This window comes from Nocardiopsis sp. FR4 (genome assembly GCF_009830945.1).
Classification (GTDB): Bacteria; Actinomycetota; Actinomycetes; order Streptosporangiales; family Streptosporangiaceae; genus Nocardiopsis.
The window spans coordinates 134,285-148,570 of record NZ_VWVV01000014.1 but is presented as its reverse complement, the minus strand read 5'-3'; the positions used below and the strand labels follow the sequence as shown (position 1 = coordinate 148,570).

Below are 14,286 nucleotides of genomic sequence, written 5' to 3'. Positions count from 1 at the left end.
GGCCTACTCCTCCCGCTCGGTCCCGGACGCACCGGCGTCCCCGTCACCCGCTCTGCGCCTGCCGCCCGCGCGGCGCCGTCCGGCGGCGCGCCTGGTACCGCGCGTACCGCGCCGACGGCCCCCGTCCCGCGTATCGGCCCCATCCGCCTCGCCGGAGCCGTCGGACCCGGTGCCGGCCTCCGGGCCGCCGGAGCGCGGGCGGCGGCGCGAGGTCACGCGCAGCCCCTCCGGCCGGCGCGGCCGGGGTGCGGGGGTGGCGGCGATCAGCCGCGCCTCCTCCTCGGTGCGCACCCCGGGCGCGGCCAGGACCGCCACCGCCAGGAACAGGAGCCCCTGGGTGACCAGCCATGCCACGTGCACGTAGTCGGTGTGCCAGACCCGTACCAGTCCGCCCTCGACCGGCAGCGACCAGGCCTGGGTGCCGCTCTCGGTGGCCACGGGGGTCAGCTCGGCGCCGTCGAGGGTGGCCCGCCAGCCGCCGCCCGCGGTCTCGGCCAGGGCGAGCCGCCGCCCGGTGTTGCCCTCGCCGACCTCGGCGGTCATCTCGGTCCCCGGGCCCTCGACGGTCAGGGCCTCGGCCCGGCCGCCGTCCTCGGAGACCACGCGCAGCGCCCCCGTGGGCGCGTTGAGCCGCCAGAGGGCGTAGTGGCGCGACAGCGACCTGCGTTCGAGCCCGGGCGTGCCGTCCAGGGTGTCGACCATGGTCACGTCGGCGGGGCCGCCGACCCGGGGGCGGGGGTAGAGCACGTACTGGACGCCGAGGTCGGCCAGGGTGTGCATCTGGTTGCCGCCCTGGCCCGCGGTGAGTTCCGCCACCGCCCGCTCGACGGTCTGGCGGACGGACTCGTCGGGGACGAGGCGCTCCTCGCCCAGGCGCGGCTCGCGTCCGCGCACCACGACGTAGTCCACGGCGCCTTGGCCGTCCGAGGTGACGACGAGGGTGCGCGGCCGGGTCCCGTCCCCGCTGACGCTGGACAGCGCGCCGGGGACGACGGGGGCGGCGTGGCCGGTGAGCGGCCCCGGCACGCCCTCCCAGGCCCACAGGGAGGCGGCGCAGACGGGGGTGGCCAGGGCGAGCAGGCCCACGGTGAGGGCGAAGGCGCGACGCGGGCCGCCGGTCCGGAACATCTCACCGAAGGAGCGCGCGGCGGTCGCGGCGGACAGGAGCACGGCCGTGGCCGCGAAGGACAGCGCCACCCCGGGCCAGACGGGGGCCGGGGGGCCGCCGTAGTAGGGCTCGATCACCACCCGGCTGGTGAGGATGGCCACGAGGATCCCGGACAGCGCCAGGGACCACCCGGCGGCCACCAGCATGCGGTTGCGGAGCAGCAGCAGGGAGGACAGGGCGGCGACGGCGAACCCGGCGGTGACCCAGAACGGCGGTGTGCCGGGGCCTCCGGGGGAGAGCATGAGCAGCTCTCCGGGCGTGGCCGCGGGGTCGGACAGTTCGGGGCGGTGCAGCCCCGCCTCCAGCAGCCACAGGGTCGGGTGCAGGAGCAGTTCGAGGGACCAGGGCAGCAGTACCACGACGGGGACGGCCAGGCTCAGGGCGAGGCTGACGTAGATCCGGCGGCCCAGGTGGCCGAAGGCCACGGCCACGAGCAGGCCGGTGACCAGGGACAGCAGCCACACCATCGGAACGAACGCGGTGGCCACCGCCAGCAGCAGCGCCAGCGCCCACGCCGCGCGGCGGGAGGGCCGGGGCGGCATCGACACGAGCCGGACGAGCAGCAGCCCCGCCAGCGGGAGCAGGACGTGGACCAGGGCGGTGCCCAGGCGGCCCTGGGCGACGGCCGCGGTGGCCACGGGCAGCAGGGCGTAGACCGCGGCCATCCACAGGCGCGCGGGGCGGAAGCCCAGGACCTCGCGGGCGAGCAGGTAGGCGGTCAGCCCCGACAGGGGCACGGAGCCCAGCAGCAGGATCGTGACGGCCAGCCAGGGCTGGCCCAGGGTGAGGGTGGAGGCCAGGGCGAGCAGGCCGACGTAGGGCGGGACCGGTTCGGCGGTTCCCAGGCCGCTGTCGGGGCTGCTGGACAAGTACAGGTCCCACAGGTCGCCGGCGTTGCCCGCGACCGGGGGCAGCGCCCCGCCCGCGAGGAGGCCGCCGAAGAGCAGGGAGCGCTCGGCGACCAGGGTGACCGCCGTCAGGCCGAGCACCAGCAGCACTCCGGGTTTGAGGAGCACGCGGCGCACGAAGCTCGTGCTGTCGGTGGGCCCGTCGTCCTCCTCCTCGGCGGCGGGTGGGACGGTGACCGCCTGGTGGCGGCCCGGGGTGTCGCCCACGGACCCGCCGGACAGCAGGCCGGTGACCGCGTCGTGGAACTGGCGCAGGGCCACACCGCGGGCCAGGAAGGGCCGGATGGCGCTGTAGGTGCGGCGGCGGTCGCGGCGGCGCCGGAAGCGGGCGCGCGCCAGGCGGAAGGGCCGCAGGTACACCAGGGTGATCGCCGCGGCCTCGTCCAGGGCGTTGGCGGGCTGCTTGATGAGCAGGTACATCACCACGCGCAGGAGCGAGGCCACGGAGTTGCGGACCAGCGCGGCCAGCATGCCGCCCATCGGCAGGTTGGCCAGCAGCACGAAGACGGCGTGGCGGCGGTCCACCCGGCGCGGGTGGTTGCGGGTCGCGGTGATGGGACGGCGGCGCCGGGCGGAGGCCTCGGCGTGGTAGGCGACCGCCTCGGTGACGAGCAGGGCGCGCAGCCCGGCGCCGCCCACCCGCCAGCAGAAGTCGATGTCGTCGCGGAACAGGGGCAGGGCGGGGTCGAAGCCGCCGAGCCGGTCCCACACGTCGCGGCGGATGAGCATGCCCGCGCTGGACACGGCCAGGACCTGGCGGGTGCCGTCGTGCTGGCCGTGGTCGAACTCACGCTGTTCGAGTCCGGTCTCGCGGCGGCCCGCGCCGTCGATGGTCACGCCCGCCTCGACCAGGAGACGGCGGTCGAACCAGTCGCGCAGCTTGGGGCCCAGGACGGCGGCGCGCGGGTCGCGGTCGGCGGCGGCGAGAAGGTGTTCGAGGGTGTCCCGCTCGGGTGTGAGGTCGTCGTGGATGAGCCAGATCCACTCGGTGGCGTCCTCGTCGAAGCCCCGGACGGCGCGGGTGGAGCGGGACAGGTCCAGGGCGGCGCGGACGGCGTCGCCGTAACCGGTGCGCGCGGGCAGTCCGACGACGGCGTCGGAGGGCAGGAACTCGGCCAGGACGTCGGCGCTGCCGTCGGTGCTTCCGGTGTCCGCCGCCACGACGCGCTGCACGGGCCGGGACTGGGCCCGAACCGCCGACAGCGTCTCGGGCAGCCAGCGGGCGCCGTCGTGGGACACGATGACAGCGGTGACGACGTGTCGGGCGAAGTCCTGGTCAAGCACGGCTGTGGTGGATTCTCTCCGGGAGAAGGGGCGACCCCGTCGGGTCCGTGGGGCCGACCGGGAGGGCCGGCGGGGGCGGGCGCGCACCGGGCGCGGCGGCCGCGCGGGACATCACGATACGCCACCCGGCATCATCACGGACCTATTCGCCCCGGGCGGCCCCTGTCAGCCCATATCGGGCCCCGGGCAGCCCGTATCGGGGGATCGGCGCCGGTGGCGGGGTGCCCGTCGGCGGGGACGCGGGCGGGCCCTGACACGAGAAACGCGCGCCCGGGCCAGGGGCCCGGACGCGCGCCTTGTACGCGGTCCTAGAGCATGTCCGCCAGGAAATCGAAATCTCCCCCGGCGGCTTTCTTGAGCCTGCGGCGCTCGCGTTCGGAGAGTCCCCCCCAGATACCGAAGCGCTCATCGTGCTCCAGCGCGTATTCCAGGCACTCCGCCCGTACCTCGCACGACTGGCAGACCTTCTTGGCTTCCCGTGTGGAGCCGCCCTTCTCGGGGAAGAACGCCTCCGGGTCGGTCTGCGCGCACAGGGCACGTTCCTGCCAGCCCAGATCTTCGTCCGAGCCGTGCGCCAGCGGGATGACCTCGCTCATGCGCACCTCCTGTTGCCCCCCATAGATCTCCCCGGCCCATTTCGTCCCCCGGGCCGGGTGCAATCCCACCTTGAAATTACACGAGGGTCGCTTGCTGAGAGTCAAGCGCCCTGCGTGGTCGTCCCCTGGATATCACGAGGCAAACCGCCGGCGGCAGTCCCGTGATGTCCGTTCTGCGGATTACCACACGATTCACGGCCTTCCAAGGCGGAGGGGAGCGCGGGCCCCCGGTCCGGGTTCAACGCTTGTCGTCGCCTCCGTACCAGCCCTGCTGGTCACCGGCTCCGCCCTGTCCCTGCTGGTCAGAGGCGTATCCGGGTCCCGAACCGTACTGGTTTCCGTACGGTCCCCCGCCCTGTCCGGGCGTCTCTCCACCGGTGTTCTCACCGGAGTTAAAGAAAGGATCAATTCCGCCCTCGGACGGTGTGTCCTGAGCCTGTTGGCCCTGGTCGGCGCCCTGGTACCAGCCGTACTGGATGGCGTCCTGGGCGGCCTGCTCACCCGGGGCGCCCTGCTGCTCGGCGCCCTGCGGCGCGTACTGGGAGGGGTCGTAGGAGTACTCGCCCTGCTGGCCGTAGGCCGCCTGCTGCTGGCCCGAGGCGTCCGCGCCGTACTGGCCGTAACCCTGCTGGGCACCCGTCCCGTACTGCTGCTGCGCCGCCGGGTCCACACCGTACTGCTGACCGTACGCGGCCTGCTGCTGGGCCGGGTCGTACCCCTGCTGGGCGGCCGGGTCGGTGCCGTACTGCTGGCCGTAGGCCGCCTGCTGCTGGCCCGAGGCGTCCGCGCCGTACTGGCCGTAACCCTGCTGGGCACCCGTCCCGTACTGCTGCTGCGCCGCCGGGTCCACACCGTACTGCTGACCGTAGGCCGCCTGCTGCTGCGCGGCCTCATACCCCTGCTGCGCGGCGGCGTCGGTGCCGTACTGCTGGCCGTAGGCCGCCTGCTGCTGGCCCGAGGCGTCCGCGCCGTACTGGCCGTAACCCTGCTGGGCACCCGTCCCGTACTGCTGCTGCGCCGCCGGGTCCACACCGTACTGCTGGCCGTAGGCCGCCTGCTGCTGGCCCGAGGCGTCCGCGCCGTAGTGGCCGTAACCCTGCTGGGCGGCCTGAGCGGGGTCGGCCGCGGCCTGGGCGGAGGGGTCCTGCGTCGGGTAGCCGGGCTGGGCGAAGGACTGCTGCGCGCCGGTCGCGGGCGGGAACTGCCGCGGGTAGGCGTTCTGCTGCGGGGTCGCCCGGGGCACGAGGGCGGGGTCGTTGAAGGCCTTGAGCAGCGCGAAGCCCAGGATGCCGAGGACGGCGCCCGAGCCGAGCGTGGACACGAAGCCCGCGAAGCCCAGGCCGACGTTGCCCGCCTGGGAGGCCCAGACGAACTCGGTGATCAGGTTGACCAGGGCGAACAGCAGGCCCACGCCGCTCATCACCAGGGCGATGAGCACGATCGGCTGCGCCGAGGGGCGGGTGCGCTCGCTGGTCAGGACCAGGGCGACGGCCGCGGCCAGCAGGATCACGACCTGGAGGCCGAAGAAGCTGCCCGCCGCCCCGCTCATGGACCCGGCGAAGGAGTCCGGGTACGTCGAACCCGCGATGAGGCGGATCAGGCCGGAGAGCATGGACGCGCCCACCGCTCCGATCAGCACCCATGCCCCGGGCAGGCGCAGGCGTTCCAGTGTTTCGTTCTTCAAGAGAGGTTCCCCTCTACTGCTGCCGCTCCGCCGTCACGTCGGGGGAAGCGGCGTCGGGCTGTCAGGTGGATCGGCCGCGTCCGGGCGGGAGCAGTGGGGACACCGGCCGGGCCGAAGGGTGGGATGGCGACCGCCGCCGCCGGAGTTCACGAACACCCGGTACCGGAACGGTCACGTACGATCCGCGCCCGCGGCGGGGCAGACGGTTCATACACGCCCCCAGCCTGCCAGACTTGGACGCATGCGGATAGTCGTACCGGCTGGCGGTATCGGCGGCGCGCGCTTTCTTCGCGGTCTCAGGGCCGTGCTCGGAACCGGCGCCGGGACCCCCCAGGAGCAGAGCACAGGCAGCATCACCGTCATCGGCAACACCGGTGACGACATCACCCTGTTCGGACTGAGGATCTGTCCGGATCTGGACACGGTGATGTACACCCTGGGCGGGGGGATCAACGAGGAGCAGGGCTGGGGCAGGGACGGGGAGACCTTCACCGTCAAGGAGGAACTCGCCGCCTACGGGATGAAGCCCACCTGGTTCGGCCTGGGCGACCGCGACACCGCCACCCACATCGTGCGGGCGCAGATGCTCGCGGCCGGGTACCCCCTCTCCGCGGTCACCGAGGCGCTGTGCGACCGCTGGAAGCCGGGGGTGCGGCTGCTGCCCATGACCGACGACCAGGTCGAGACGCACGTGGTGGTCGACGACGGCGACGGGCGCCGGGCGATCCACTTCCAGGAGTGGTGGATCCGACACCGCGCCGCGCTGCCCGCGGAGCGGATCGTCAGCGTCGGCGCGGAGGAGGCCTCCCCCGCCCCCGGTGTGCTGAAGGCCATAGACGAGGCCGACGCGGTGATCCTGCCGCCCTCCAACCCCGTGGTCAGCGTGGGATCCGTCCTGGGCGTCCCCGGCATCCGGGAGGCCATGGCCGCCAAGACCGTGGTGGGCGTCTCCCCCATCATCGGCGGCGCGCCCGTGCGCGGCATGGCCGACGCCTGCCTGAGGGCGGTCGGCGTGGAGACCAGCGCGGGCGCGGTCGCCGGGTACCTGGGCGCCGACCTGCTGGACGGCTGGCTGGTGGACGAGGCCGACGCGGGCACCGAGGTGGAGGGGATCGAGGTGCGCTCGCGCCCGCTGTACATGAGCGGCCCCGAGGCCACCGAGGCGATCGCGCGGGCCGCCGTGGACCTGGCCGTGGAACTCGCGGCGGGGAAGGGGGAGCGCGGATGAGCCCCGAGGTGCGCGTGCGCGGGCTCGCCGGCATTCCCGAGGTGCGCCCGGGCGACGACCTGACCGCCCTGGTCGCCGACGCCGTGACCGCCTCCGGAACCCCGCTGGCCGACGGCGACATCCTCGTCGTCACCTCCAAGATCGTGAGCAAGGCCGAGGGCCGCGCCCGCCGTATGGACCGGGAGGAGGCCGTCGCGGCCGAGACCGTGCGGGTGGTCGCGCGGACCGGCCGGACGGGGATCGTGCAGACCCGGCAGGGGCTGGTCATGGCCGCCGCCGGGGTGGACGCCTCCAACGTCGAACCCGGAACGGTCCTGCTGCTGCCCGAGGACTCCGACGCCTCCGCCCGCGCCCTGCGCGCCGGGCTGCGCGAGCGCCTGGGCGTGAACGTGGGGGTGATCGTCTCCGACACCTTCGGACGGCCGTGGCGGTTGGGGCAGACCGACGTGGCCATCGGCGCGGCGGGGCTGCCCCCCGTGCAGGACCTGCGGGGCACGACCGACACGTACGGCAACCTGATGGAGGCCACCGTCAACGCGGTGGCCGACGAGATCGCCGCCGCGGGCGAACTCGTCAAGGGCAAGACGAACGGGGTGCCGGTCGCGGTGGTCAGCGGCCTGGGCGCGCTGCTCACCGAGGATGACGGCCCGGGCGCCGCGGCGCTGGTCCGTCCGGCCGACGACGACCTGTTCCGGTACGGCTCGCGCGACGTGGTCCCGGCCCGGCGGACCGTGCGCTCGTTCACCGACGACCCGGTGGACCCGGCCGCGGTGCGCCGTGCGGTGGCCGCGGCGGTCACGGCGCCCGCACCGCACCACACCACCCCGTGGCGGTTCGTGCTGGTGGAGTCGGCGCGCACCCGCGGGCGGCTGCTGGACGCGATGCTCCGGGCGTGGGTGGCGGACCTGCGCGGGGACGGGTTCACCGAGGAGCAGATCGCCCGGCGCACCCGGCGCGGGGACGTGCTGCGCGCGGCCCCCTACCTGGTGGTGCCCTTCCTGGCGGCCGATGGCGCGCACCCCTACCCGGACGCGCGCCGGGCCGACGCCGAGCGGTCGATGTTCCTGGTGGCGATGGGCGCCGGGGTGCAGGGCCTGCTGGTGGGACTGGCGATGGAGGGGCTGGGCTCGGCCTGGATCTCCTCGACCATGTTCTGCCCGGACGTGGTACGCGAGGTGCTGGAGGTCCCCGGGGACTGGCAGCCGATGGGCGCGGTGGCCGTGGGGCACGCGGCCGAGGCGCCGCGGGACCGGCCGCCGCGCGACCCCGAGGACTTCGTGGCCGTGCGCTGACCGCGCCCTCCTCCTCTCCCCCTTACGGCCGCTCCCCGCGCGTCCGGTCGGGCGGCTCCCCCGCGCGGCGTCATGCTGGTGCGGCCGGGAGCGGGGGAGGGCGCGGTGTCCGTCGAGGAGTACGTGGTCGCCACGTTGGTGGTCGTGATGGCGGTGATCGCCGGCCAGCTGGTGGCGGGGCGGCTGCGGGCGCCGGGCGCGGTCGTGCTGGTGCTGTTGGGGATGGCCGTGGGCGCGGTGCCGTGGATGCACTCCCTGTCGATCCCGCCGGAGGTCATCCTGCTGGTGTTCCTGCCGCCGCTGATCTACAACGCCGCGTTCTTCTCCTCCCCCAAGGACATGCGCGAGCAGCTGCGGCCCATCGTGGTGATGGCGGTCGGCATGACGCTGGCCACCGCGTTCGGTCTGGCCGGAATCGTGTACCTGCTGATCCCCTCGGTGGGCTGGCCCGCGGCGATCGCGCTGGGGGCGGCGGTGGCCCCGACGGACGCCGTGGCGGCCTCGGCGATCCTCAGGCGGGTGGGCACCCCGCGCCGGGTGCTGACCGTGCTGGAGGGCGAGTCCCTGATCAACGACGGGGTGGCGCTGACCCTGTTCACCCTGGCCGTGACCGCCATGTCCCATCCGCTCACCCCCGAGGAGGGTCTGGTGGAGCTGGTGAGGGTGGTGGCGGGCGGCCTGCTCTACGGCGCCGTCGTGGCGCTGGCCGTGTCGTGGTCGCGGAGCCGGATGAGCGATCCCTCCCTGCAGCTGATGGTCGTGCTGGTCACCCCGTTCGCGGCCTACGTCCCGGCGGAGATGGCGGGGCTGTCCGGGGTGCTGGCGGCCGTGGTGGCCGGGATCTACCTGGGTACCCGGGGGGACGGCCTGCTGCCGCCGCGCGTGCGGGCGAGCGGGCGCACGATCTGGAGCACGCTCGTGGGCCTGCTGGAGTCCATGCTGTTCGTGATCCTGGGCCTGCAGCTGGACGCGGTCGTCACGGCGGTGCGGGAGCACTTCGCCCTCCTGGACCTGGTGTGGGTGGCGCTGGCCACGACGGTCGCGGCGGTGGCCCTGCGCATGGGGCTGACGCTGGCGGTGTTCCCGCTGCGGCGCCTGGTCCCGTTCACGCGCCTGGAGGCCTCCGACCTCCGGGAGCGGGTGGTCATCGGGTGGAGCGGGATGCGCGGGGCGATCTCGCTGGCCATCGCACTGTCCCTGCCCGCCACGCTGGGCGGCGACCCGTTCACCGACCGGGGCGGACTGATCTTCGTGGCGGGTGTGGTGGTGCTGGGGACCCTGGTGGGCCAGGGGATGACGCTTCCGCCGCTGCTGCGGCGCCTGGGGATGACCGATGAGAGGGTGCGGCAGCGGGAGTTCCTGCGCGCGGACGAGCGGATGGGCTGCGCGGCCCTGGACCGGGTGGACGAGCTGCTGCGCGAGGGCGAGGTGGACGAGCGCACCGCCGAGTCGCTGCGGGGCGTGTACACCAGGCGGCTCGGCAGGGTGCGGGCCCTGCTGGAGGACGGGGACGGGTCGGCCCGGGAGCGTGTGGACGGCGGCAGGGCGGTGCACGCCCAGATCACCCAGGCGCGCAGGGACGCGCTGCTGACGATGTACCGCGAGGGCGAGATCGACCACGAGGTGTTCCAGGAGATGAGCCGGGAGCTGGACATTCGCGACCCCGGAACGGGACCGCACTGAGCACGGAAACGCGTTTCTGGTGTGGCTCCTGGGAGTGGTGATCGGTACTGAGTTCCCAAAAACTACAAACTTTCTTTACGATTCCCGTTGACGCGCCAGGAAGACAACTTTAAGGTTTCCTAACAATTAGACGGCTCCCCCGAGCCTTCCTTCGTCTCCCCCGCTCGACGAAAGGAGCACCCCCACATGCTCAAGCACCGTCGCAGGAAAGACTCCAAGGGCGCCAGGGCCGCCCTGACGGGCGCGCTCGCGCTCCTGGCCGCCGGGCTCGTCGCCGGTTTCACCCAGCTCTCCCCCGCCCCCACCGAGGTGGAGACCGTGTCGGCGACCGCCCAGGCGCAGCAGTCCGACCAGTGGCTGACCGGATACTGGCACAACTTCGACAACGGCTCCACGGTGATGCGCCTGTCGGAGATCCCCGGCGCGTACAACCTGGTGGCCGTCGCCTTCGCCGACAACCACCCCTCCCGGGACGGCGGGATCACCTTCAACCTCGCCAGCTCCGAGCTGGGCGGCTACACCGACCAGCAGTTCCGCGCCGACATCGCCGCCCTGCAGTCCCAGGGGCGCAAGGTGATCATCTCCGTGGGCGGCGAACTCGGCCACGTCAACGTCACCAACGCCACCCAGGCGGCCAACTTCGCCGACACCGCGCACGCGCTGATGAACGAGTACGGCTTCGACGGGGTCGACATCGACCTGGAGCACGGCATCAACGCCCAGTACATGGCCAGCGCCCTGCGCGACCTGCGCGGCAGGACGGGCTCGGACCTGATCATCACGATGGCGCCGCAGACCATCGACTTCCAGAGCCCGGACCGGGAGTACTACAAGCTGGCGTCGAGCATCTCCGACATCCTCACCATCGTGAACATGCAGTACTACAACTCCGGCTCCATGCTGGGCTGCGACGGCCAGGTGTACCACCAGGGAACCCCCGACTTCCTCGCCGCTCTGGCCTGCATCCAGCTGGAGATGGGCCTGAGCCCCGGCCAGGTGGGCCTGGGCCTGCCCGCGGTGCCCTCGGCCGCCGGGGGCGGCTACATGGCGCCAAGCCAGGTCGTCCGCGCCCTGGACTGCCTGGAGGCCGGGACCAACTGCGGCTCCTTCTCGCCGGGCACGCCCTACGGCCCGATCGGCGGCGTGATGACCTGGTCCGTCAACTGGGACGCCACCAGCGGCTACGCCTTCGCCGACACCCTCTCCGCCCGTCTGGGCAGCGGCCCGGGCGACGGCGGCGGCCCCACCGACGAGCCCACGGACGAGCCGACCGGCGAACCCGGCGACTGCTCGGCCCCGGCGTGGTCGTCCGGCACCGTCTACACCGGCGGCGACGTGGTCTCCCACCGCGGCTCGGAGTACCGCGCCCAGTGGTGGACCCAGGGCGAGGAGCCCGGCACCACCGGCGAGTGGGGCGTCTGGCGCCTCGTCGGAGCCTGCTAGCCCTCCGCCCACCACACAGGCCGCGTGCGGACCCCCGGCTCCCCCTCCTCACCGCACGCGGCGCCCCGGCGGCCCGTCACACACTCCCGACCCGTGACGGGCCGCCCTCATACCCGGAGGCGCCTCCGCGCGGAAGTCCCTCCGTGGAGGCCCTCGCACGGAAGCGCCTCCACGGGCGGGGCCGGGAGATCGGCGGCCCCTCCCACGGCCCTACACCAGGGGCAGCGTCGGGCGCAGGAGGCTGGGCGCCACGCCGTCGCTGGCCTCGGCGGCCCGTACGCGCTCCTCCGGCACCGGGCCGTAGGTGGTGGTGCGCTGGCGCACCGGGCGGCCCGTCGGCTCGACCAGCGCGCGGATGTCGCTGATGGTCTTGAAGGACCCCTGCCCCGACCCGGCCATCCGGCTGATGGTCTCCTCCATGAGGGTTCCGCCCACGTCGTTCACCCCGCCGGCGAGCAGCTGGCGGCAGGTGTCCTCGGCGAGCTTGACCCACGAGCACTGGATGTTGTCGATGTGCCCGTGCAGCAGCAGGCGGGCCAGGGCGTGCACCGCCCGGTTCTCCCGCACGGTCGGCCCGGTGCGGGCCAGCCCGGCCAGGTAGATGGGCGCGTTGGTGTGCACGAACGGCAGCAGCACGAACTCGGTGAAGCCGCGGCGGCCGTTGCGCCCCACCGCGCGCTCCTGGAGCGAGCGCAACAGCTTGATGTGCGCCACCCAGTGCCGGGGCGAGTCCACGTGCCCGTACATCATCGTGGACGTGGTGGGGATGCCCAGGTCGTGCGCGGAGGTGATGACCTCGATCCACTCGCTGGCGGGCAGTTTGCCCTTGGTGAGGATCCAGCGGACCTCGTCGTCCAGGATCTCGGCCGCGGTGCCGGGCACCGAGCCCAGACCGGCCTCCCGGGCGCGCAGCAGCCACTCGCGCACCGGCAGGTTGGCGCGCGCCGCCCCGTTGACGACCTCCATCGGGCTGAACGCGTGGACGTGCATGTCCGGGACGCGCTCGCGCACGGCCGCGGCGATGTCGAAGTAGGCCGTGCCGGGCAGGTCCGGGTGGATGCCGCCCTGCATGCACACCTCGGTCGCCCCGGCACGCCACGCCTCCTCGGCGCGGTCGGCCACCTGTTCCAGGGAGAGCGTGTAGGCGTCGGCGTCGGTGCGGCGCTGGGCGAAGGCGCAGAACCGGCAGCCGGTGTAGCAGACGTTGGTGAAGTTGATGTTCCTGGTCACCACGAAGGTGACGTCGTCGCCGACCGCGTCGCGGCGCACCCGGTCGGCCAGGGAGGCCAGCGCCTCCAGCTCGGGTCCGTCGGCGTGCAGCAGGGCGAGCGCCTCGTCGTCGGAGAGCCCGGCGGGATCGGCCTCGGCGCTGCGCAGCGCGGCGGCGATGTCGGGGTCGAACCTGCGCGGGGCGGCCCCCTCGCGGTCCACGCCCGGGCGCAGCTCGTCCCAGTCGCCGTAGACCGCGTCGAAGTCGCCGCGCCGGTCGCCGGTGCGGCCCTCGGTATCGATCTCGGTGTGCAGCTCGGTGCGCCCCGAGGAGACCAGTACCGCCTCGGGCTCCTGCCAGGGGCGGCCCACGACCGGCGCGTCCTCGCGGGCCAGCCCGGTCTCGGGGTCGGCGAGCGCGGCCACGTGCCCGGCCACGCGCGGGTCCAGCCAGGGCTCGCCCGCCCGGACGTACTCGGGGTAGACGGTGAGCCGCTCGCGCAGGGTGAAGCCGTGGGAGGCGGTGCGCTCGGCCAGGTCGTCGATCTGCGGCCAGGGCCGCTCGGGGTTGACGTGGTCGGGGGTCAGCGGGGAGACCCCGCCCCAGTCGTCGATGCCCGCGCGGATCATCAGCCCGTACTCGTCCACACCGCCGTGCTCGGCGCCGATGAGGTTGGGCGGCGCCTGCACGTGCGCCTTGGGGCCCATGACCAGGCGGGTGACGGCGATCGCGGCGGCCATCTCCTCGCGTTCGGCGTCGGGCCGGTGCATCATCGCGGTCGCGGGCTTGGCCCGGAAGTTCTGCACGATGACCTCCTGGACGCCCCCGTACCTCCGGGCGGCCCCGCGCATCGCGAAGATCGACTCGGCGCGTTCGGCGGTGTTCTCGCCGATGCCCAGGAGGATGCCGGTGGTGAAGGGGACGCTGGAGCGGCCAGCGTCCTCCAGCACGCGCAGCCGCACCGCCGGGTCCTTGTCGGGGCTCCCGTAGTGGGCCTGGCCCCGCTCCGTGAACAGCCGGGTGGAGGTGGTCTCCAGCATCATCCCCATGGACGGGGCCACCGGTTTGAGCCGCTGGAAGTCGGCCCAGCTGAGCACGCCGGGGTTCAGGTGCGGGAGCAGGCCGGTCTCCTCCAGCACCATGATGGCCATGGCCCGGACGTAGGACAGGGTGTCGTCGTAGCCGTGGGCGTTGAGCCACTCGGCCGCCTGCCGCCAGCGGTCCTCGGGCCGGTCGCCGAGGGTGAACAGGGCCTCCTTGCAGCCCATCGCCGCGCCCCGGCGGGCGGTCTCCAGGACCTCGTCGGGCGACAGGAACGGCGCCTCCAGGCGTCCGGGCACCGTGGCGAACGTGCAGTAGTGGCAGCGGTCGCGGCACAGGCGGGTCAGCGGGAGGAACACCTTGCGGCTGTAGGTGATGACGCCGGGGCGGCCCGCGGCCTCCAGGCCCGCGTCGCGCACCCTTCCGGCGTGTTCGAGGAGGGTCTCCAGGTCCTCGCCCCGGGCGTGCAGGAGCACCTCCGCCTCGGTGACGTCGAGGGCCTTGCCGTCCCTGGCGCGGGCCAGTGCCCTGCGCATGGCGGACGGGGTCGGGGAGGGGACGGGGGCCGGGTCGTTCGCACCACTCATAGAGCGCACCCTACGCCCCGGCCTCTTCGCACGTGTGCACGCACCTCCGGTCCCACCCGTGGTGTGCGGACCGTCACCGCGGCCGGAACGGTCGTCGGCCGCGCCGACGCTGCGGGGGCGCGGACCGGGCGTGTGGGCCGGACGGCGTAGGGTCGGCAGGGA

8 protein-coding genes are annotated in these 14,286 nt (G+C 73.8%); 4 read left to right on the top strand and 4 right to left on the bottom strand.

Annotated elements, in window-relative coordinates; all coding sequences use genetic code 11:
- Positions 1–3 precede the first annotated feature (3 nt).
- The 3 genes from FYW95_RS15440 to FYW95_RS28715 all read right to left on the bottom strand — a co-directional run bounded on the left by FYW95_RS15440 (position 4) and on the right by FYW95_RS28715 (position 5,640).
- The gene (locus FYW95_RS15440; protein ID WP_159940568.1) at positions 4–3,360 is read right to left on the bottom strand and encodes a glycosyltransferase family 2 protein; all 3,357 of its coding nucleotides are present in this window, start codon (positions 3,358–3,360) and stop codon (positions 4–6) included.
- Positions 3,361–3,668: 308 nt separating this feature from the next.
- The gene (locus tag FYW95_RS15435; protein WP_014908913.1) at positions 3,669–3,956 is read right to left on the bottom strand and encodes a WhiB family transcriptional regulator; all 288 of its coding nucleotides are present in this window, start codon (positions 3,954–3,956) and stop codon (positions 3,669–3,671) included.
- Positions 3,957–4,194: 238 nt separating this feature from the next.
- Positions 4,195–5,640 (bottom strand): hypothetical protein, encoded by a 1,446-nt coding sequence (locus FYW95_RS28715; RefSeq protein WP_160050444.1) that lies wholly within the window; start codon positions 5,638–5,640, stop codon positions 4,195–4,197.
- Positions 5,641–5,881: 241 nt separating this feature from the next.
- On the opposite strand from FYW95_RS28715, the gene cofD reads away from it, so the two are divergent.
- The 4 genes from cofD to FYW95_RS15410 all read left to right on the top strand — a co-directional run bounded on the left by cofD (position 5,882) and on the right by FYW95_RS15410 (position 11,286).
- Positions 5,882–6,868, top strand: coding sequence for a 2-phospho-L-lactate transferase (gene cofD, locus FYW95_RS15425; RefSeq protein ID WP_159940564.1), 987 nt, complete (start codon positions 5,882–5,884; stop codon positions 6,866–6,868).
- Positions 6,865–8,160 carry a coenzyme F420-0:L-glutamate ligase gene (locus FYW95_RS15420; protein ID WP_159940562.1) on the top strand — a complete coding sequence of 432 codons (1,296 nt, stop codon included), beginning with the start codon at positions 6,865–6,867 and terminating at the stop codon, positions 8,158–8,160. The genes cofD and FYW95_RS15420 overlap by 4 nt, the downstream gene beginning before the upstream one ends.
- Before the next feature lie 105 nt (positions 8,161–8,265).
- A complete protein-coding gene (locus FYW95_RS15415) occupies positions 8,266–9,843 on the top strand; it encodes a Na+/H+ antiporter (RefSeq protein ID WP_160050443.1) in 1,578 nt (525 codons plus the stop codon).
- Positions 9,844–10,029: 186 nt separating this feature from the next.
- Positions 10,030–11,286, top strand: a complete 1,257-nt coding sequence (locus FYW95_RS15410; RefSeq protein ID WP_159940558.1) for a glycosyl hydrolase family 18 protein — start codon at positions 10,030–10,032, stop codon at positions 11,284–11,286.
- 210 nt (positions 11,287–11,496) lie between these two features.
- Here the strand turns inward: FYW95_RS15410 and FYW95_RS15405 are convergent, their stop codons facing one another.
- Entirely contained in the window at positions 11,497–14,124 is a 2,628-nt protein-coding gene (locus tag FYW95_RS15405) for a bifunctional FO biosynthesis protein CofGH (protein ID WP_159940556.1), read from the bottom strand.
- Positions 14,125–14,286 lie beyond the last annotated feature (162 nt).